Raw genomic sequence first — 19,030 nt, forward strand, 5'->3', positions numbered from 1 at the left:
GCGCACCATCGTCGTTGGATGTTTGATGATCTTCGTCGGTGCTCCTGTCGTGTCGCATGAAATGATGGCTCACTCACATTTACGTGACCATACGTAGTAATACATATATTTGTGCTGTGCAGTGTCATGTAAATGACTTACAGTCGGGGAGTACTTGGGGAGGGGGCGTTTGTAATATTTTACGCACCAAGGACACGTAAATGACGCAGGTAAAAGCGGACATTGCACAGGATTTAAAATTGGCAATGTCGGCCGCCGAGTTTGACAAGGCGGCCAAAATTGGTGCCCGGATTCTAAGGCTGCACCCAAAGCGGACCGATATACAGGTCATGACTGCTGTGAGCGAGATGCAGGGAAAGAACCCTCTGCAGGCCGGGAAGAGATTACGACGTATCTTCCGCACATTACTTCCGAATGATCGTTTTTTTGGGCCTATATCGCAGAATCTTCTGCAATATGCTTATATTACAAATGACTTTAGTTCAGTCGAGTCGGTGCTGGAAGAACGCCATCGCGCCGCGCCGCAGCATTCCGTTTTTGCCTTGATGCTTGCGGATGTCATTTTCCGTTACCAATGCAAGTTAAGTCCGGGGCGCAGTTATGCGCCAAAACTGGCTCAGGCAATTGAACTTCTGGAAAACACGGCACCGTCTGACCCGTGCTATCGAGACATGCAAACACTTTTAGCGCGGATTTATCTGTATCAAGAAGAGCATGAAAAAGCGTTTCCATTACTTGAAAGTATCACCCAAAAGCAACCCCAAAACAGGGCGTTACGTGAACTATTGGCGTCCAGTTATGCGATTGCTGGGGAAGTTGAAAAAGCCGTTTCAGCTAGTCTTGCAATCATCCATGATTTTCCTGATGCAGGGGCGCAGCCTTTTATCATCATTTCATTTATGCGCCCGCAATCCATGCCGGAAAACGCACGCGAGGTTCTGACTGAGATTGCCATTAACCCGCAAAACGATGCGGGACAGGTTTATAAGGCGTCATTCGCGTTGGCGCGGATGGATGAGGCCGATGGCAATATGAAGTCGGCATTCGACTGGTATCAAACCGGACATGATGCAAACCGCAGAGCACGACCAATTGACATGGTCGCAGAGTTTCATGAAATGAAGCGTATCGCAGAATTAGCGCGCGATAACGTCACCGTCGATCTTGGCGATGTCAAAGACGTCTCGGCAGAGAAAGAAGATGGGCCCATGCCGATCTTTATTGTTGGCATGCCGAGATCGGGAACCACGCTGTGCGAGCGGATTCTTGGGGCGCACCCCGATGTCTATGCCGCGGGCGAAATTGGCGACCTTGCACGGATTTTGACTGAGGTCGTAGGTCGTTACTCCATTGCTGAGCAGGTTTCGCGGTTGACTAAGAAAAACATCGCTGAAATTCGCAAACGCTATATTGTGGCGATGAAGGCCTATGCCTCGGATGCGCGATTTGTTGCCAACAAGACACCTGCTAACTTTTTACGATTAGAAGCGATCCGCCGTATATTTCCGGAGGCGCCGATCATTCACACGCATCGTCATCCTCTGGCGACGTGTCTTTCTATCTATACAACGCCGTTTGCTGTGCCGATGCGCTTTGCTGATGATCTTGGTGATTTAGCCGATTACTATCGTGGCTATAGCACACTAATGAACGTGTTTTTTGAAACCGATCAGCACGGGATGCTTTATGACCTGCGCTATGAAGACCTGGTCGCAAACCCCGAAGCTGTTGCCAAGGATTATCTCGCTCACTGCGGATTGGATTGGCATGAGCAATGCCTTGAATTCTATCGCGACGGTAAGACATCGACAACTGCAAGCATGATACAGGTGCGTCGCCCGATTAATAAGGACTCCCTTGGCAAGTGGCAGCGGTTTGAGCCCTTTATCGGGCCACTTGCCGATCTGGTTGCCGACATCGCAGTGCCTGATAAAAAAGCAGATAAGAAATCGACCCGCAAAACGTTTGCGGCGTGACGTCATTGGGGCTTTCGGGGTAGAAAGGTTTCTTGCAAGATCAAGAAATCGCAAATGCCGGAGCCCCCAAATGACCCGTCAAATCCCAAAAGCAGAGCTGCACTTGCATCTTGAAGGTGCGATGACGCCTGCGCTTGTACGGTCCTTTGCCATGCGAAATGGCCTTACGTTGCCTGCTGGGATTTATGATGATCAGGATCGGTATATCTGGTCGGATTTTCCCGAGTTTCTCAAGAGTTTTGATAAGGCAAGTGCCGCGATCCGCACGAAGCAAGATTACGCCGATCTGACGCATTTCTATCTGACCGAGCAGGCCAAATCAGGTGCGCTTTATGTCGAGCTGTTCTGCTCGCCAACCCATGCGGCTGAATGCGGGATTTCGTTTGATGATCACCTTGAAGGGGTTGTTGATGGCATTGACCGCGCAGAAAAGGAATGTGGCATCATTGGCCGGATCATCATGACCTGCGTACGCCATGTTGGCGGTGACATTGCCGTTGATGTCGCCAAAGACACCGTTGCATGCGGGCACCCCTATGTCGTTGGTTTTGGCATGGGGGGTAATGAAAGCATGTTTTCGCAAGAAACCTTTTACCCGGCATTCAAGGTTGCGGCAGATGGCGGTCTTGGTTGCACCACTCATGCGGGCGAGGTTCAAGGTCCCCAGAGTGTTTGGGATGCGATTGATAAACTGCCAGTGACCAGAATTGGGCATGGTGTACGCTCAATCGAAGACCCGAAACTGGTTGAGGCACTTGTTAAGCGTGGCATCGTTCTTGAGGTGTGCCCGGGATCAAACATCGCACTTTCGGTTTATCCCGATTTTGCGGCGCATCCGTTGCGTAAACTTTATGATGCCGGGGTCAAGGTGACGCTGGGATCTGACGATCCGCCGTTCTTCCACACAAGTTTGGCAGATGAATATCAGTGTGCGCAGGATGGTTTCGGGTTCAGTGATGCGGAACTTCTTGGCATTACCCGAACCGCCCTTGAAGCGGCCTTTGTCGATGACGATACCAAAGCTTTGCTGATCGCAAAGCTTTGACCACGTTTCTGCTGCCTATGACAGCAAGGTGAGTTCTGTCCTAAATAAAAGCGCCCTGTCAGAAGGGCGCTTTTTAAATGATACGTGCAGGGTTGGATTACCAGCGTGTTTTCCCCAGAAGCTTTTCGCCAAGCGGCGTCAGGTTTGCCCGGTCATAGCAGGTTTGTTCCCAGTTGCGTGGATCACCTGGGAAGGCATGGCCGCGGGCGGGAAGACGTTCGGACCAGCTTTTGACCCGCCAGTCAACAAGGTCCTGTTCCTCGGGCGTTGCCGGTGCCATCGAGATATATTGCGCAATACGCGACTGATCCGACCGGTTTGCGCGAATGCCATGCGCGAGCAGGCTGTTGAAAATCACAAGGTCACCAGCCTTCATCGCTATGCGCTTTGGTTCATAGGGGATGCTGTCCATATCCGGGCGGAACGGGTCGCGACCTGATGGTGCCGTTTTGCGCCATTGCTCGAAATTGGCAAATAAATCGGGCACGCATTGAAAACCACCCATATCGTCGGTGGTATCAACCAGCGATAAAACACCCTGCACATTAATTGGCAAAGGATCGGCCGTCGTATCGGCATCCCAGTGAATGAAGCCGTCAAATGCACGTTTACCTGTATTGGGCGTGTTCAGGTTGGCACGATCAATCGACACCCAAAGGTCGGTCCGATCCCAAATATCAACAAACGCGTCGTAAACGCGCTGTGTCTGACGGTTGTCCCAAAGTGTCTGATGATTATAGACTTCGACCATGCCTGAATTGTTCAGTTCGGTCATTGCATGATCGCGCATTTGCGGTCGGCCCCAACTGGCCGGATCATTCGGGTCCATTTCCTGAAATTCCCATAGGAAATCGCGGGTCGCACGGACCTGTTCATCGGGAACCGCATTTGGCACGACGACATAGCCATAGGTCTGCCAATGGGTAAAATCATCCTCGGATAAAACGCGAAGCGGTAACGTCTTTGCAAGGTCGCGCAACTGTGCACCACGAACCTCCTTAACCGACGCATTGCCGGGACGATCGGCATTGGGGGTGTTTGACATTGGGGCGTTTGCCAGCATCGACATTGCGGTATCTCCCGAGTGCTTTGTTTGTGACAGGTTGAATTCTAACCTCTGACCCGGGAATTTGCCCACTGACAGCACGGACAAATACTGATACTATTCGGTCAATATTGCCCAATATATATGCCGTATAAGCGTGATTGGTATTTAAATGAAATTGCTGTTTGAACATGTCCAGATCGCAGCAGACCGGTCTTGGAAGGGATTGCACCGTAATCTGGAAGCAATTCCGTTCGAATGGCATTTCCATCCTGAGTATGAATTAACCCTGACGCTAGGCAGCTATGGACAGCGATACGTGGGCGACCATATCGGGACGTATGGCGAGGATGACCTGGTTCTATTGGGGCCGAATTTACCCCATACATGGCACTCAAAAAATGCGGGCCCACCGTCGGTAACGCCGGGTGGTATGCGTGCTCATGACGCAGCCCTTCAGGTTAAGGGACGGCGTAAGGGTCATCAGGCGTTTGTTTTCTGGTTCACGGTGGACTGGATCAATTCGATCTGCAAAACCATCCCCGAATTATCATCGCTGGGAAAAATCCTGCTTCTGTCGCGGCGTGGCGTGAAGTTCGATTCAAAAATTGCGCGTAAGGTGGCCAAGCTTGCAACAAATTTTGATCAGGGAAAACCGGCAGATCAGCTTGTGCTTTTAATCGAAGTGCTGCGCACCTTGATTGAAGCCAAAGACCTCAAGCCGCTGGCCTCTGATCGGTTTAATGCCGATGTTCCGGGTCGCGACGATGCCAGTCGGCTCGGCAAGGTGCTTGATCAATTGCATGGTGCCTATGTCGAGCCCGTCAGCAGTCGTGTGATCGCACAAAATGCAGGCATGAGCGAACGGACATTGCGGCGCTTTTTTCAGCGCCATATGGGCACAAATATTCAGGATTATCTGATGGGGCTGCGGCTTGGGCGTGCGGTCAGTTTGTTGCTGTCATCAGATATGCCGATTTATTGCGTAGCGGAGGAAGCCGGTTTTCAGAATCTGTCACACTTTAACCGTCAGTTCCGTCGTCATCGTGGCGTGGCGCCAAGTGCATTTCGAAAAATGCGCTTTGACGGGGTAGAAATCAGCACGTCATCCCGGTGAGTTGTTTGGGATGTTAGCCAGCGTTTGAAAGCCACTCGGCATGATGGCGTGAAACATGCAAATCAAATGCTGCCCAGAATTGATCGCGAAGATAGTCCTGCTCTTGCAGGATTTCATGCCGGGCTTCGGGAATTTCGCACATGGTTACATTGGGATGGTTGCCAAAAAGGTCATTTGTCGTGGTGTTTGACACAACCTGATCGTTGCCAGCGAGAACCATGGTGATAGGGGGGAGGCTCATGGCTTCTGCAGGTGCCGCAAGTTTGCCCATGAGGTTGGCCTGAGTACGAAAACAGGCATCAAGCCACCCTGCAGAAACACCGCCGATGACAAGGTCTGGCTGAGCTGTCAGCAGCGCAACATTACGAGCATATCGTTCGGCATCCGACGTCAAAAGGTTTTCCGGCTCAAATGCATTCAGCGGTGACAATGCCTTTTGACCCGGAAGGTATTGCTGATCAAAACCGTATCGGCAGAGGCTGGCGGATAAGAACTGTGCCGCAAGCGCCAGCCAATCCGGACCACCCATGCCAAAAAACGGCGCCAACATCACAACACTTTTCCAAAGATCTGGTTGCGATAGCAGCATCTTCATTGCCACGAGCCCGCCCGTCGAATGGGTTAAAAGCATTTGGCACGTTATGTCATGCTGATCTTTGATATGGGCTATAATACACGCGGTATCAGACACATACTCCGTGACATCTTTGATATAGCCCATGATGGGATCTGACGTCGTGCGATCAGAACCACCTTGCCCGCGGAAATCAAACGTGACGCACCCCAACCCGCGTTGGGTCAGGTCCTCGGCAGTTTCTTGGTATCGTTCGATATATTCGCCGCGCCCCTGCAGAATAAGGACATAGGCATCCGAATTACCCCGAGAAGGCGGGCTGATGCCATAGCGTAACCGCACGCCATCTTTATTGGTTACGTGATGCAGGGAGAAATTCATTCAAATGCCTGTCTCAAGTTCCGTTCAAGCCGACGTCAAAACCGCATATCTATTCTACGGGATTTGGGGTCGCCGGGGCACGTGACACCGCGATGAAATGCATGATTTTCTCCATCATGGTGTCAAAATCCGGGTTAAACGTCGCACGTCGCAGGGTTCCGGGTGTCGCACCGTCAACAAGGTTGCGTTCACCGTAAACTGCATCGGGTGCTGTTTGGCAGGTTTCCTTGTCTTCTTTGTTGTCATAGTGACCGCAATCAGGATGTTTGCCATCAAGCCCGTAAACAGGATCGTTCGGCGAAAGAGTAATGCCGGTATGAGCATGGTTTAACGTTCTGAAGTCCGCATTTGCAGACTTAACAACGTCAATACCGTCACATTGGGTTTGTTCGTCGGGGATTTCGATTTCCCCTTGATACCAGACCATATGACGGTTTGGGACAGTGACCTTTTCACAGAAGAAATCAAGCACGACAAGCGGGTCGATGGTTTGGTCATCCGAACTGACCGCAACGAATACCGGAATGTCGACAGTGCCAATTGATCCATCGCGATAGGGGGCGGTGAGCAAATGAAACTCTGCCGCACCATTCATCGCCATCGAACCATATTTTCCCGGATCATTGTTTTCACCCTTGCCCGCCCAGTTTTTGACATAGCGGACATAGGGGGTGAGCCATGCCATGCCGCTGCGCGCAGAAAAGCCGGGTGACAGCATGACAAGGGCGTTCAGGCGATCATCGTGATCAGCCATATCATAGTAACGCCCAATCAGGGCCGCACCGGTTGAAAAACCTATGGGAATGATCTGTTCTACTTCCGGGCCAAACGATTCAACGCCAAACTTAACCGTATCCATCCAGTCCTGATACGCAACGTCCATAAGGTCGGCGGGAACCGTGCCATGCCCAGGCAACAACACACCATGGAACGATGCGCACGGGTAATTATCGCGCAAGGCATCGCGTACATCACTTAACCAATATGGACTGTCCGTAAGCCCATGGACCATGACAAAACCCAGATTTTCGCCGCGCGATAAGGTGACGTCACCATCCGCACAGGAATTTCGGTCTGGCGCAATGTCGTAAGGCGCACGCATTTCAACAACTTCATCCAGACCGAACGATCCAAACGGCTGTTTTTCATCGGCGAAGCGCGTGCTTTCTAACACCGTGCGAATTTGACTTCGGGTGTTTTTGACATAGTCAGGAAATGCACCATTGGGCGAGGGGGCCTGAACGACCATGCCTGATGGGGAAAGGGCATCGGCGTTGGCGGCCTGTATTGTGCTTACCCCCGCAAGCAGGCCGGTTGCGATACTGATGGAACAAAGTCGTAATCCTATCGCGTGACGGACGGACATGGGGCATCTCCAGAACTGGGGCGAGTGTGTTGATCAACTGCAACCTTAACGCGGGCATCGATCATGTGCGAGCAACAAAAAAAGCGGCCTTTATCAGACCGCTTTAAAAGTATGTCGACTTTCGGCACCGAGATATTATGGTGCGTCTTGGTTATTCCATGATTTCCCAGCTATGGGTGATCTCTGCCGCCTTGGACAGCATGATCGAGGCAGAGCAATATTTTTCCGCAGACAATTCAACGGCCCGACCGATTTTAGCTTCGTTCAGGTTATCCCCCTTCACCTTGAAATGCAGGTGAATCTTGGTGAAAACCTTAGGATCGGTTTCAGCACGTTCGGCTTTGACATCGGTTTGCACATCCAGAACGTTCTCGCGTCCTTTTTTAAGGATATGAACGACATCAATTGACGAACACCCGGCAATGCCCAGAAGAAGCATTTCCATCGGGCTGGCACCAAAGCCATTTTCCCGGTCGCCATCCATGACAACAGCGTGGCCACTGCCGCTGGTGCCTGTGAAGGTCAGGTTCTCAAGCCACTTTACCCGTGCTTCCATGATCAAATTCCTGTTTTTGAAAAACTGTTGATCCATCGTCTAGCGCGGTTGGCGCGTGCCTGCAAGGTACGATCAGTTTTGTCCCCACAACACAGCGCGGGATTAATGCGACCCTTGGTGGTAAACTGTTATTGGAGTTTTTACTTTCCGGCGTGATACTTACGTCAGAATTAGACCCTTATGGCTTAAGGAGTATAGGTCATGTCGCAGGATGCAGCTCGCAGCAAAAGCCGTTTCATGATGGGCATGGAACATGTGCTTCGCGAAATCAATCACGAGATCATTAGTCCGGCAATTCCCGATATGTCGGTTGAAAACGCCGTGCCACTGATGATTACGGTCGCCCGTTTGCGTGCGGAATACCTGAAGTACGCGTTCAAATTAAGTGCAGACCGTACCGACCAGCACCCGACTGAGCAAGAACTTGCCAAGCTAAAGCATCTTCGTGAAACCTATCAGGAAATGCTGGCTGCTGCGCGTGAGCTGGAGCATTGCATCGACCGTGGTTATATCGATCTGCCGGTTTCGGCGGCAAAATCATAGTTGATTGTACCCCACCATAAGAATTATAATGACTTATTCTTCTGTATATGTAATGGCTTACGCATAAAGACAAAGACCGAAAAACAAGGTCTGCTGGGTTTGGGGCATCACTGAAAATACCAACGTGGGAGTGCGCCGTCTTTTGGCGCTACGGGTGTATTGTCAATAAGTCCTGAAGTTGCTGCAACGGCGGCATTGTCGCGCGATAGTCTTATTCTTCTTGAACGATCCAGTCTTAAGGTCGTGCATGCCAACCCGGCTGCGGCAAAGCATCTTGAAGATGCCAAGTCCGTTATGCGGGTAGGAACAGAGATTAAACAGTTCCTTGCCTATCTTGCCAAGAATGGCGAATTCGTCAGCGGCGACGGTGTGGGTGCCGTGCGTGATGCACTGGCAAGTATTTCAGCAGGTAAGCAGGCCGATTTGCCCGGATTTCGCTTGTCTGGCAAGATATTCACGTGGCATTGCGCTCAGGGACCGTCTGATACGACAGCGCTTGTTTTACGCGATGCTGGCAAGGCGCAGGAACTTGCCAAGGCACTGGCCGACCACAAAATCTTCATTCAGCACCTGATTGATGTCCTGCCCACGCCAGTTTACATCAAAAACCTTGATGGGGTGATCAGCCGCTGCAATGGGGCCTTCGCCGCGTTTTTCGAACAAAAGCCGGAAGATGTCATCGGGGCAAAGTTCAGCAAAATAGCCCCGGAGGACCTCAATAAAACGGTCGCCGACCACGAAGCACCGCTTTTAAAGCAAGAAGGTCAGGTGCGTGATGAAATTGCCTTCATGCTTGGCGATCAGGAACGCGTCGCTTTATTTGCGGCATCAAGTCTTAAGGCACCAAGTGGCGCCATCGCAGGTACAATCGGATCCTTGATTGATGTCAGTTCGCTTAAAAAGGCCCAGACTGAGGTGGCACAAGCAACCCAGCGTCTGACGGGGCTTCTTGAAAGTGCGCCGGTCGGGGTTGCGATCTCAAACCGTGATGACGGTGTTTTCCGCTTCTTTAACCGCACATTTGAAACCCTGCTTGATATAGCCGAGGTCAATGACCCAACTGATTCCATTTTGCTGTCAGAACGCTACCGGAAGCAGTCGCTTAAAGACATGGACATGCTTGGCGAACTGAAAGATGTCGAGTTGCGATTGCGGCGGCCTGGCATGTCAGAAGCCCGATGGTTGAAAACGTCGCTTGAGCCGCTGACGTTCGAAGGCGAAGAAGCCGTTCTGTGGTGGACAAGTGACATCACCAAGCAAAAGCACGCCGCGCGCGAACTTCAAAACAAAGCCAATAATGATGAATTGACCGGTTTGGCGAACCGCGCGCGGTTCATGCAAAAACTTGATCAGTGCGAAGCCGTTTTACGCGGAACAGATACACCGGCATCGATCTTTATTCTAGATCTGGATGGGTTCAAGAATCTGAATGACACCAAGGGGCATGCTGCGGGGGATTGGGTGCTGGTGGAAACGGCCAAGCGGCTAAAACGTGTATCGCGGAGGGCTGATGAGGTCGCACGTCTTGGCGGGGACGAGTTTTGTCTGTTGTTCATCAACAAGGGCACAGAAGACGATATGACCAAGATGGCGGACGACATCTTGGCGGAAATGACAAAGCCGTTCATTTGGCAAGAGCACGACTGTGGTATTTCGGCCTCGATCGGTTTTTCGGTATTCGCGGGCGGAAACAGCGATATGAGTGAACAGCTCCGCCGTGCGGATAAGGCCATGTATGAGGCCAAGAACTCCGGAAAAGCGCAAAGCTGCCTGTATAGCCCAGCCCTTGAACCTGAAATTCATCAGGATGATGTCGAGTAGGGGCACGCAGGAGCCTTGGTCTGGTGTGTGAAAACGTGCGCAAGGTGCTGCTTTTGTTTTAGCCGAAAAGAAAAACGCCCGGTCGTGATGACCGGGCGTTTCGCTTTGGCGTCGTCCTTTCGGGTGAAAGGATTATGCGCTGTAATACATGTCAAATTCGACCGGGTGCGGTGACTGTTCGAAGCGAATGACTTCTTCCATTTTCAGACCGATGTATGCATCGATCAGGTCGTCGGTCATCACGTCGCCTTTTTTCAGGAACTCGCGGTCTGCATCGAGGCTGGTAAGTGCTTCGCGCAGCGAGCCACAAACGGTCGGAACGTCTTTGAGCTCTTCCGGCGGAAGGTCATAGAGGTTTTTGTCCATGGCATCGCCCGGGTGGATCTTGTTCTGGATGCCGTCAAGACCAGCCATCAGCATTGCGGTGAATGCAAGATACGGGTTTGCCAGCGCATCCGGGAAACGGATCTCAACACGCTTGCCTTTCGGCGAAGCAGTGTACGGGATACGGCAGGAAGCCGAACGGTTACGAGCCGAATATGCCAGCAGAACTGGTGCTTCAAAGCCCGGGACCAAACGTTTGTATGAGTTGGTCGTCGGGTTGGTGAAAGCATTCAGTGCTTTGGCGTGCTTGATGATACCGCCGATGTAGTAAAGTGCGGTGTCAGAAAGATCGGCATAGCCGTTGCCAGCAAACAGTGGTTTGCCTTCGTGCCAGATCGACTGGTGCACGTGCATGCCAGAACCGTTGTCACCAAAGACAGGCTTCGGCATGAAGGTTGCGGTTTTGCCATACTGGTGTGCAACCATCTGGATGCAATATTTATAAATCTGGATCGCGTCGGCGTGGTCGATCAGGGTGCCAAAGGCAATGCCCAGTTCGTGCTGCGACGGTGCAACTTCATGGTGGTGCTTTTCGCAACGCACGCCCATTTCGTTGATGTAGTTCACCATTTCGGCACGAATGTCGTTTGCCGAGTCAACTGGCGGGACCGGGAAGTAACCACCCTTCGGACCCGGACGGTGGCCACGGTTGCCGCCTTCAAATTCGGTGCCGGTGTTGTACGGACCTTCTTCGGAGTCAAGCGCGTAAGCCATGCTGTCCTGGCTGGTGGTCCAGCGGACGTCGTCAAACAGGAAGAATTCTGGTTCTGCACCAAAGTATGCGGTGTCACCGATGCCAGCCGACTGCATGTAAGCAAGTGCGCGTTTCGCGGTCGAACGCGGGCAACGCTCGTAACCCTGGCCGGTGGCCGGTTCGATAACGTCGCAGAACAGGATCAGGCAAGGCTGTGCGGTGAACGGATCAACAACAGCCGATGCCGGGTCCGGCATCAGGATCATGTCGGATTCGTTGATGTCTTTCCAACCGGCGATCGACGAACCGTCGAACATGATGCCGTCAACAAAGACGTCTTCGTCGATCGTGCAGATATCCTGCGCAGTATGCTGCCATTTACCTTTGGAATCGGTAAAGCGCAGATCGACAAACTGGATGCCTTTTTCTTTGATCAGATTAAGTACAGAAGCGGCGTCAGACATGATGCAACCCTTTAAAACTCAAAATTAGTTACCGTACGGTGTTCAATAACAGACAAGACCGATCAGATCGCGTCGTTGCCCCGTTCACCGGTACGAATACGGATCGCGTCCTCAAGCGAGGAAACGAAAATTTTACCGTCGCCGATACGGCCGGTATGAGCGGCTTGCTGGATTGCTTCAATCGCACGCTCGACAAGCGTGTCCTCGACAACGATTTCCAGCTTTACCTTCGGCAGAAAGTCCACGACATACTCGGCGCCGCGATACAGCTCCGTGTGACCTTTCTGACGGCCGAAACCTTTGGCTTCGGTGACGGTAATCCCTTTGAGGCCGATCTCTTGAAGGGCCTCTTTTACCTCGTCAAGCTTGAATGGCTTGATGATGGCTTCAATCTTTTTCATTAAGCGCCCTCTGCTTTTGCGAGAGTTGCGTAGAACTCGGAAAGCATAATGCTTCGCTCGCTCTCTATTTGCACGGACCATGCCAATTCAGGTCCGCCAACGCATTCTAGGGATTCTCTGCATGAAAACCCAGCAAAACCCATGAAATTTTTAACATTTTCTGCGATGGGTGTGACTTAGTTTTAGGCAAGATGATCAAAAAATATGCAAATCCGTGTTATCGGCGTGTCGTCGCCGGGCTGAGACGGATCAGCACTTGCCAAGTTTACCCCGTCATGCGACAGAATTTGCCATAACAGATCAAATTTTACTGAAAAATCCGTATGATGCGGGTGACTCGACGATCTTTCGATCTTGGTGCCGGACGGCGGACTTTTCGGGGGCCTGAACGGGACCAAATCAGAATGTTTGTTGCTGGCTTTGCGTCGACGGATCATGTCGATACGATGTATCGCTGGCGATATAGTATATAGTCATGGCATCAGGGTTGGATAAATATCTGGGATCAAATGCCGGACGCCACCGTACTCAACCATGGCGCCACCATCCGGTGACAGGACCATAAAGAAAAAGGACGCCTCATGACCGAATTTGTCGGTAATCCTCTTTTTGCTTCGGGCGGCATCACGATTTTTGAAGTGATGAACGAACTGGCTCAGAAACATCAGGCCATCAATCTGGGGCAGGGTGCGCCCGATACCGATGGCCCGGCTGATATCCGCGAAGCCGCCGCCCGCGCAACCATGGAACTGTCCAATCAGTATCCGCCACTTGCCGGGGTGCCGGAACTTTTGCAGGCGGTAGCCGATCACAACAAGCGTTTCTATGGCATTGATGTTGATCCCAAAACCGAAGTTCTGGTCGCCGTCGGCGCGACCGAGGGACTGGCCGATGTGATCCTTGGTCTTGTCGCTCCGGGTGATGAAGTCATCCTGATTGAGCCGCTGTATGACAGCTACCTTCCAATTGTGAAGCTGGCCGGTGGTATCCCAAAACTGGTCCGCGTCACCCCGCCGCACTGGGATTTGCCGCGCGATGAATTGGCTGCGGCCTTTTCTGAAAAAACCAAACTGATCCTGATCAACTCGCCGCAGAACCCGTGTTCAAAGGTCTATGGCGACGATGAACTGCAATTTATCGCCGATTTGTGCATCAAGCATGATGTGATCGCCCTGTGTGACGAGGTTTATGAGCATCTTGTCTTTGATGGTCGCAAACACAAACCTTTGATGACCTTCCCGGGGATGCATGACCGCACCGTGCGGATTGGATCAGCCGGGAAGACATTCTCGCTGACAGGCTGGAAAATTGGCTATGTCACCGCCTGTGCACGGTTGATGGAGCCGATCAAAAAGGCCCACCAGTTCCTTGTGTTCACTGTGCCACCGGGATTGCAGCATGGGGTCGCTTATGGCCTGAACAAGGACGATGCATACTTTGAAAACTTCACCGCGGAAATGCAGGCCAAGCGTGATTTCCTGATGAAGGGGCTAAAGGAAGTCGGGTTTGATGTGCTTGATTCCCAAGGCACCTATTTCATCACCTGTGATTTCCGCCCGCTTGGCTATGATTGCGATGATGTCGAGTTTTGCCAGGTGATGATCAAGGAGGCCGGCGTTGTCGCCATTCCTGTGTCGGCCTTCTATCAGGGCGAAGACGGCGGCGTGCGTAACTTCGTACGGTTCTGTTTCTGCAAGGAAGAAGCCAAAATGGCGGACGCCATCGAGCGGATGAAAAAGGCCTTTGCCAAGTAAACGCCAAAACCGCCTTGAAGATAAAAAGCGATATAAAAACAGGCCAGCAGGGGGAATGCTGGCCTGTTTTTTTTAAGTGTTTTCTGACGCCAGATTACGCCATTTTTTCAAGCACACCTTGCCCCTGTAAAGGAAGGCCTGCGTCAAGCCAGTCCTGTTTGCCGTCGTGATAGTCGCGGACATCCTGATATCCAAGTTTGGTCAGGGCCGTTTGGGCAATGCCGGAGTTCTTGCACGGACCGCTGGCGCAATAGACCACAATGGGCGCTGACAAATCGGGCAGGATGTGTTTGATGTTTTCATCAATCGCGTCATGGGGAATATTAATCGCACCGGGCAGGTGGGCATCGACATAATACCGTGCCGGAAGGGCTTCGATCAAAACCGGGGCCTGTGCGCTGCCAAGTACAGATTGCAGTTCACTACGGGTTATTTTTGCAGTCATTTTCCAATCTCCATCTGGAATTCTGTTGTCTGATGGGATCAGTATCGATGTGCGTATGTGCAAAGTAAATTTGCGATATTTCACATAGTGTGTGCAATAATGCGAATATCAACTGAGGTGGGCAGAAATGGCAGACATGCTTGAGTGGGATGACCTGAAACTGGTGCTGGCCGTTGCCAGAGCACGCAGTGTAACGCAGGCCGCAAAACAAACTGGTTTGCATCACTCGACACTGTTTCGTCGGATGGCAGATATCGAAACACGTCTTGGTGCGAAGCTGTTTGAGCGCCAGCAGGGTGATTATCAGCCAACCCCATCAGGGTTGGCTGCGGTTGAAACGGCCGAAAAACTCGAAGATGAAATGGCGGTCCTTGCCCGCAAACTTGCGGGGAAAGACATCCGCCCATCCGGTGTCGTGCGTCTAACCACCACCGATACATTGCTCCATGGTGTGTTGGCGACCGATCTTGCCGCATTTTGCGAGGCTTACGGCGAAATTACCCTGCATGTTACGACCGATAACCGGTTCTATGATCTCAACCGTCATGATGCGGATGTTGCCATCCGACCGATCAATCACCCCAACGAAAACTTGTTTGGGCGTCAAATTGGGCTGATCAGATCGGTCATCTGCGGATCGGATCAGTATCCCGATCCAATGGCAGGTCCATGGATCACATGTGATGAAACACTGGCCCACATCGCAGCAGCTCGCTGGCGGGATCAGAATTTTGCAAATCAGCACGTCGCACTTCGCAGCAACTCACTTTTGAATGTTGCACGGTTGGTTGATGGCGGCGGCGGGCTTGCGGTGTTGCCGGTTTTTCTGGCTAAGGCATTTGGCAATATTCGGATATTAACCGATCCGATTGACGGACTTGATAACGATTTATGGATGCTGATTCATCGTGATTTGCAAACAGTGCCGCGCATTCGGGCCTTTAATGATTTCATGTTCCCGCGTTTAAAGGCACACAATGCCGTTTTCGTCGGGCAATAGATAGCACCGGCAAGATAAAGAAAAAGCCGGGTTTCCCCCGGCTTTTGTGCTTTGATGAGACGGTTCGCGTTGATGGCGGAGGCCTTAGCGTGGAGAAACCATTTCCCAGCTACCGGTTTTGGCTGAACGCGCCATGGCATCCAAAATCTGCATATTGGCAATGCCGTCTTCGATCGGGTAATCGACCGGGCTTTCGCCCTTGAATATCGCCGTCGCGGACTCACCTTGCAGGGTATAGTGATTGCAAATCGGGAATTTGATTTCGCGTGCGTCGTCAAAGCCCGGCTGTTTCTGCCCGGCAACGCGAATGAGTGCCGGGTTTTCCGGGATCGGGTTAAACGGCATCAGGATTTCAATCCGGCCTTCCGTGCCCAAAATATGCACGCGCTGAACTGCGGCGGACTGTGTGCCACAGACAAAGCTTGCCTGAAGCCCTGATCCAAAATCAAGCATGCCCGACACAAGCCGATCCGTGCCAAATTTCGGGTCCTTATCCATCAGTGATACGACCCGTATCGGTTCTTTGCCCGTGACATAGCGCGGACCAACAATGCAGTAACAGCCGATATCAAGCAAACCGCCGCCGCCGATATCCTTCTTGTTGCGCACATTGTTCGGATCGGCATTGAAATAGGTAAAGATGCTTTGCACGGTGGTCAGCTCGCCGATCTGACCACTTTCAATGATCTTGCGCGCCTCAGCCCATTGCGGGTGATGGCGGACCATGAATGCCTCAAGCACCTGTTTGCCGCTTTTATCGCGTGCTTCGATCAGGCGTTTGGCATCAGTGGTGTCGAGGCCAATCGGCTTTTCACACAGGACATGCTTGCCTGCCTCAAGTGCCTTGATGGTCCATTCGACATGCAAGTGGTTGGGCAGGGGATTGTAAATCGCCTCAATCGACGGATCGGCCAGAAGCTCCTCATAGGAGCCATAGGCGCGCGGGATGCGAAGATTTTCGGCAACCTCGCGGGTTTTCCCAAGATCGCGGCCGGCAATCGCCAGTATTTCCAGCTGATCGCTTTCCTGCATGGCCGGGATGACTTTTTCCGTGCCAATCTTGGCGGTGCTGATAACGCCCCACTTCATTCCGATACTCCGTCTGTTTTTCTCGTTCGTGGCCTGCATTGATAAACACAGGCAGTCCTGATCTTCGGCGTCACAATCAGCCCTTGGCCGAGCGCGATACCAACAGGATGTGGTATTGAATTGAATTAATTAAGGCATATGACGTGACATGCAAGATGTTCGGACGGGTAGGTTGGGGCATTTGTGACCAAATCAATCGCGATTTACCGACGGCGATACTCAAAGGCCGCAAAAATCGGCGCTTTGTGCTTTGCTGGGGAAACCGCTGCAAAAAAGTCAAAATATGCGCTTGACGTTGGGGGCCTCGGGCCATATAAACCGCGCCACACGATGGCGGGTGTAGCTCAGTCGGTTAGAGCGCCAGTTTGTGGCACTGGAGGCCGTGGGTTCAATCCCCATCACTCGCCCCATTGTGAAAAGGTCAGGCAGAAATGCCTGGCCTTTTTCGTTTCTGGTTACAAAACGCTGCGACACGGTCTTGTCCGATTTTGGTTTGGTGTCACATTGTTGACTAAATAATTCCAAATAATGGTTTTTTCTTCCGGGCCGATTGGCTGGAAAGTCGTGCGTTGTTGCCCGTGGTCATATGGACTGCGAATAGTTTGGGCACGCACATGATCCCTACCTCCAAGGACTGATGGATATGCCCAGCGACAGACCACATCCGATGCTGACCCGTCGTGCCTTTTCGGCGACCCTTCTGGGTGCGATGGCCGTTCCCCTTGTGGCCCGGGCCTTCGCACAGGCGCCGTCCGACATCCCTTCGCGAATTGCTGTCATGTCCCAGCTTCATGCAATCCTGGTACAGCGCGGTGACGAAATCATCGTCGCAGAAGCGCCGCGCGGGCGCGGCTTGGATCGGGTTGCGAACATCAAGTCCTGCTCGAAAAGCATCATCGGTCTGCTGACTGGCAATGCAATCGCACAAGGCTCGATCCCTTCGGTCAATGCCACCATAGGCGAAATAGCGCCGTCTATCATTCCTTTAAATGCCACCCCCGGTGTAGAAGACTTGACCATCGAAGAACTGTTGACGCTCAGGGCCGGGCTTGAGGGCACATCAGGGCGAAACTACGGCGCTTGGGTCAATTCCGAAGACTGGGTTGCCTTTGCGCTACGCCGACCGATGGTCGCCACGCCCGGCGGGCGTATGATCTATTCCACCGGCACCACGCATATCCTTGGTGCTGTGCTCGCGGTTGCGACAGGAAAAAGCCTGCTTGCGCAGGCGCGCGCTGTCCTTGGTCAGCCGCTCGGCATTGAAATTCCAGCTTGGACACAGGATCCGCAAGGCTATTATTTCGGCGGGAATGAGATGGCGCTGACGCCGCGCGGGATGTTGCGCATCGCAACCCTTATGCGGGATCAAGGCCGGTTCGATGGGGACCAGATCATTCCGGCCGACTGGATAGACCAATCAACCCAAGCCCGCACCCGATCACCTTATTCGGGCTTTGATTATGGCTATGGCTGGTTCCTGACCCGCAGCGGCTTCATTATCGCACGCGGCTATGGCGGCCAGATCATCGCGGCACATCCAGAACAGGATCTGGCGGTGGCCATCACCTCTGATCCGACGTCGCCCGCACGATCAGGCGGATATTTTGGGGATTTGATGGATCTGCTTGAGGGGCCGGTGCTTTCACTCGCCTGACGGATGCGACGAAGAGCATGTAAAAAGGGTGGCGGGCAGGATGGGGCAGAAAAATAAATCTGTCCCCTTTTTCTGTTGAGAGCGCTAGTTTGTGGCGCTGGAGGCCGTGGGTTCAATCCCCATCACTCGCCCCATTGTGAAAAGGTCAGGCAGAAATGCCTAGACTTTTTCGTATTTTAGCAGTTCAAACGAATTCAGTTACCAGCAAAATCTTACTTATTGAAAACAGTAATTATAAGTATAATTAGATTAATCTAATTGTATTGAGGTGTATCGATGCTGTTTTTTAGAAGTTTTGTGTTTACGTTGGTTGCTATTTTAACGTCGTTCCAATGGAGTCCAGCGTTTGCATCCTGTTTCGAGCCGAGCTTTTATAACAACACTCCCAGCTCTTTTCTTCGACGACCGTCGGTTCCATATTGTTTGTCTAGCTATAGCTTTTCAGGAAAGCATACATGCGATCAGTGGGAAATTGATTCTTATTTGAGCGATATCGATAGCTATATTGATGATTTGAACCAGCTAATTGAAGACGCTAACAGTTTTGCGTCGTCAGCACAGCAGTATGCTTCGGAGGTCTATGAATTTGCTGCTTGTGAGGCTCGTGAAGCTCAAGCGCAACACGAATGATAAGTCATGCGACTTGATCCTCTTTGACATTCCCAAATCCAACCTAAGCTGTTAATTAACCCCTGCACTTTCCCCAGACGTATTTCATTGC

At 52.0% G+C, this 19,030-nt stretch carries 17 protein-coding genes and 1 tRNA gene; 10 read left to right on the plus strand and 8 right to left on the minus strand.

Going from position 1 to position 19,030, the window contains the following annotated elements; genetic code table 11:
* Positions 1 to 200 precede the first annotated feature (200 nt).
* Both COO92_RS16545 and COO92_RS16550 read left to right on the plus strand, forming a co-directional pair.
* Positions 201 to 1,976, plus strand: a complete 1,776-nt coding sequence (locus COO92_RS16545) for a tetratricopeptide repeat-containing sulfotransferase family protein (RefSeq protein ID WP_101303892.1) — start codon at positions 201 to 203, stop codon at positions 1,974 to 1,976.
* Positions 1,977 to 2,046: 70 nt separating this feature from the next.
* Positions 2,047 to 3,021 (plus strand): adenosine deaminase, encoded by a 975-nt coding sequence (locus COO92_RS16550; protein WP_101303894.1) that lies wholly within the window; start codon positions 2,047 to 2,049, stop codon positions 3,019 to 3,021.
* A gap of 97 nt (positions 3,022 to 3,118) precedes the next feature.
* Here the strand turns inward: COO92_RS16550 and COO92_RS16555 are convergent, their stop codons facing one another.
* A complete protein-coding gene (locus COO92_RS16555) occupies positions 3,119 to 4,090 on the minus strand; it encodes a phytanoyl-CoA dioxygenase family protein (RefSeq protein WP_101303896.1) in 972 nt (323 codons plus the stop codon).
* A gap of 148 nt (positions 4,091 to 4,238) precedes the next feature.
* Here COO92_RS16555 and COO92_RS16560 point away from each other — a divergent pair, with 148 nt between their 5' ends.
* Positions 4,239 to 5,183, plus strand: a complete 945-nt coding sequence (locus tag COO92_RS16560) for a helix-turn-helix domain-containing protein (protein WP_101303898.1) — start codon at positions 4,239 to 4,241, stop codon at positions 5,181 to 5,183.
* Positions 5,184 to 5,196: 13 nt separating this feature from the next.
* On the opposite strand, the gene COO92_RS16565 is transcribed toward COO92_RS16560, so the two are convergent.
* The 3 genes from COO92_RS16565 to COO92_RS16575 form a co-directional block, all read right to left on the minus strand.
* Entirely contained in the window at positions 5,197 to 6,138 is a 942-nt protein-coding gene (locus COO92_RS16565) for an alpha/beta fold hydrolase (RefSeq protein WP_101303900.1), read from the minus strand.
* A 49-nt stretch (positions 6,139 to 6,187) separates the two neighbouring features.
* Positions 6,188 to 7,504, minus strand: coding sequence for an alpha/beta hydrolase (locus tag COO92_RS16570; RefSeq protein ID WP_101303902.1), 1,317 nt, complete (start codon positions 7,502 to 7,504; stop codon positions 6,188 to 6,190).
* A 151-nt stretch (positions 7,505 to 7,655) separates the two neighbouring features.
* A complete protein-coding gene (locus COO92_RS16575) occupies positions 7,656 to 8,060 on the minus strand; it encodes an OsmC family protein (protein ID WP_101303904.1) in 405 nt (134 codons plus the stop codon).
* 201 nt (positions 8,061 to 8,261) lie between these two features.
* Between COO92_RS16575 and COO92_RS16580 the strand changes: the two genes are divergently transcribed.
* Together COO92_RS16580 and COO92_RS16585 are read left to right on the plus strand one after the other, a co-directional pair.
* The gene (locus tag COO92_RS16580; RefSeq protein WP_101303906.1) at positions 8,262 to 8,603 is read left to right on the plus strand and encodes a hypothetical protein; all 342 of its coding nucleotides are present in this window, start codon (positions 8,262 to 8,264) and stop codon (positions 8,601 to 8,603) included.
* A gap of 159 nt (positions 8,604 to 8,762) precedes the next feature.
* Entirely contained in the window at positions 8,763 to 10,424 is a 1,662-nt protein-coding gene (locus COO92_RS16585; RefSeq protein WP_240626478.1) for a sensor domain-containing diguanylate cyclase, read from the plus strand.
* A gap of 132 nt (positions 10,425 to 10,556) precedes the next feature.
* Here the strand turns inward: COO92_RS16585 and glnA are convergent, their stop codons facing one another.
* Together glnA and COO92_RS16595 are read right to left on the minus strand one after the other, a co-directional pair.
* Entirely contained in the window at positions 10,557 to 11,966 is a 1,410-nt protein-coding gene (gene glnA, locus COO92_RS16590; protein ID WP_022733560.1) for a type I glutamate--ammonia ligase, read from the minus strand.
* A 62-nt stretch (positions 11,967 to 12,028) separates the two neighbouring features.
* Positions 12,029 to 12,367, minus strand: coding sequence for a P-II family nitrogen regulator (locus tag COO92_RS16595; protein WP_007091888.1), 339 nt, complete (start codon positions 12,365 to 12,367; stop codon positions 12,029 to 12,031).
* 581 nt (positions 12,368 to 12,948) lie between these two features.
* On the opposite strand from COO92_RS16595, the gene COO92_RS16605 reads away from it, so the two are divergent.
* A complete protein-coding gene (locus COO92_RS16605) occupies positions 12,949 to 14,121 on the plus strand; it encodes an aminotransferase (RefSeq protein ID WP_101303910.1) in 1,173 nt (390 codons plus the stop codon).
* 94 nt (positions 14,122 to 14,215) lie between these two features.
* Here the strand turns inward: COO92_RS16605 and COO92_RS16610 are convergent, their stop codons facing one another.
* Positions 14,216 to 14,566, minus strand: a complete 351-nt coding sequence (locus tag COO92_RS16610) for a rhodanese-like domain-containing protein (RefSeq protein ID WP_101303912.1) — start codon at positions 14,564 to 14,566, stop codon at positions 14,216 to 14,218.
* A gap of 127 nt (positions 14,567 to 14,693) precedes the next feature.
* Here COO92_RS16610 and COO92_RS16615 point away from each other — a divergent pair, with 127 nt between their 5' ends.
* On the plus strand, positions 14,694 to 15,566 hold the full coding sequence (locus COO92_RS16615; protein WP_101303914.1) for a LysR family transcriptional regulator: 873 nt from the start codon (positions 14,694 to 14,696) through the stop codon (positions 15,564 to 15,566).
* 84 nt (positions 15,567 to 15,650) lie between these two features.
* On the opposite strand, the gene COO92_RS16620 is transcribed toward COO92_RS16615, so the two are convergent.
* Positions 15,651 to 16,655 (minus strand): Gfo/Idh/MocA family protein, encoded by a 1,005-nt coding sequence (locus COO92_RS16620; RefSeq protein WP_101303916.1) that lies wholly within the window; start codon positions 16,653 to 16,655, stop codon positions 15,651 to 15,653.
* A 333-nt stretch (positions 16,656 to 16,988) separates the two neighbouring features.
* Between COO92_RS16620 and COO92_RS16625 the strand changes: the two genes are divergently transcribed.
* The 3 genes from COO92_RS16625 (at position 16,989) to COO92_RS22105 (ending at position 18,939) form a co-directional block, all read left to right on the plus strand.
* Positions 16,989 to 17,065: transfer RNA gene (locus COO92_RS16625), tRNA-His, on the plus strand.
* A 233-nt stretch (positions 17,066 to 17,298) separates the two neighbouring features.
* Positions 17,299 to 18,309 (plus strand): serine hydrolase domain-containing protein, encoded by a 1,011-nt coding sequence (locus COO92_RS16630; RefSeq protein ID WP_240626479.1) that lies wholly within the window; start codon positions 17,299 to 17,301, stop codon positions 18,307 to 18,309.
* A gap of 483 nt (positions 18,310 to 18,792) precedes the next feature.
* Entirely contained in the window at positions 18,793 to 18,939 is a 147-nt protein-coding gene (locus COO92_RS22105) for a hypothetical protein (RefSeq protein ID WP_165792383.1), read from the plus strand.
* The last annotated feature ends 91 nt before the right edge of the window (positions 18,940 to 19,030 follow it).

The organism is Thalassospira lohafexi (genome assembly GCF_002844275.1).
Classification (GTDB): Bacteria; Pseudomonadota; Alphaproteobacteria; order Rhodospirillales; family Thalassospiraceae; genus Thalassospira; species Thalassospira lohafexi.

Coding starts and splice junctions, on each gene's coding strand:
- COO92_RS16595 (WP_007091888.1), bottom strand. CDS start 12,367: ATGAAAAAGATTGAAGCCATCATCAAGCCATTCAAGCTTGACGAGGTA.
- COO92_RS16615 (WP_101303914.1), top strand. CDS start 14,694: ATGGCAGACATGCTTGAGTGGGATGACCTGAAACTGGTGCTGGCCGTT.
- COO92_RS16545 (WP_101303892.1), top strand. CDS start 201: ATGACGCAGGTAAAAGCGGACATTGCACAGGATTTAAAATTGGCAATG.
- COO92_RS16560 (WP_101303898.1), top strand. CDS start 4,239: ATGAAATTGCTGTTTGAACATGTCCAGATCGCAGCAGACCGGTCTTGG.
- COO92_RS16620 (WP_101303916.1), bottom strand. CDS start 16,655: ATGAAGTGGGGCGTTATCAGCACCGCCAAGATTGGCACGGAAAAAGTC.
- COO92_RS16575 (WP_101303904.1), bottom strand. CDS start 8,060: ATGGAAGCACGGGTAAAGTGGCTTGAGAACCTGACCTTCACAGGCACC.
- COO92_RS16550 (WP_101303894.1), top strand. CDS start 2,047: ATGACCCGTCAAATCCCAAAAGCAGAGCTGCACTTGCATCTTGAAGGT.
- COO92_RS16630 (WP_240626479.1), top strand. CDS start 17,299: ATGCCCAGCGACAGACCACATCCGATGCTGACCCGTCGTGCCTTTTCG.
- COO92_RS16580 (WP_101303906.1), top strand. CDS start 8,262: ATGTCGCAGGATGCAGCTCGCAGCAAAAGCCGTTTCATGATGGGCATG.
- COO92_RS16570 (WP_101303902.1), bottom strand. CDS start 7,504: ATGTCCGTCCGTCACGCGATAGGATTACGACTTTGTTCCATCAGTATC.
- COO92_RS16610 (WP_101303912.1), bottom strand. CDS start 14,566: ATGACTGCAAAAATAACCCGTAGTGAACTGCAATCTGTACTTGGCAGC.
- COO92_RS16565 (WP_101303900.1), bottom strand. CDS start 6,138: ATGAATTTCTCCCTGCATCACGTAACCAATAAAGATGGCGTGCGGTTA.
- COO92_RS16605 (WP_101303910.1), top strand. CDS start 12,949: ATGACCGAATTTGTCGGTAATCCTCTTTTTGCTTCGGGCGGCATCACG.
- COO92_RS16555 (WP_101303896.1), bottom strand. CDS start 4,090: ATGTCGATGCTGGCAAACGCCCCAATGTCAAACACCCCCAATGCCGAT.
- glnA (WP_022733560.1), bottom strand. CDS start 11,966: ATGTCTGACGCCGCTTCTGTACTTAATCTGATCAAAGAAAAAGGCATC.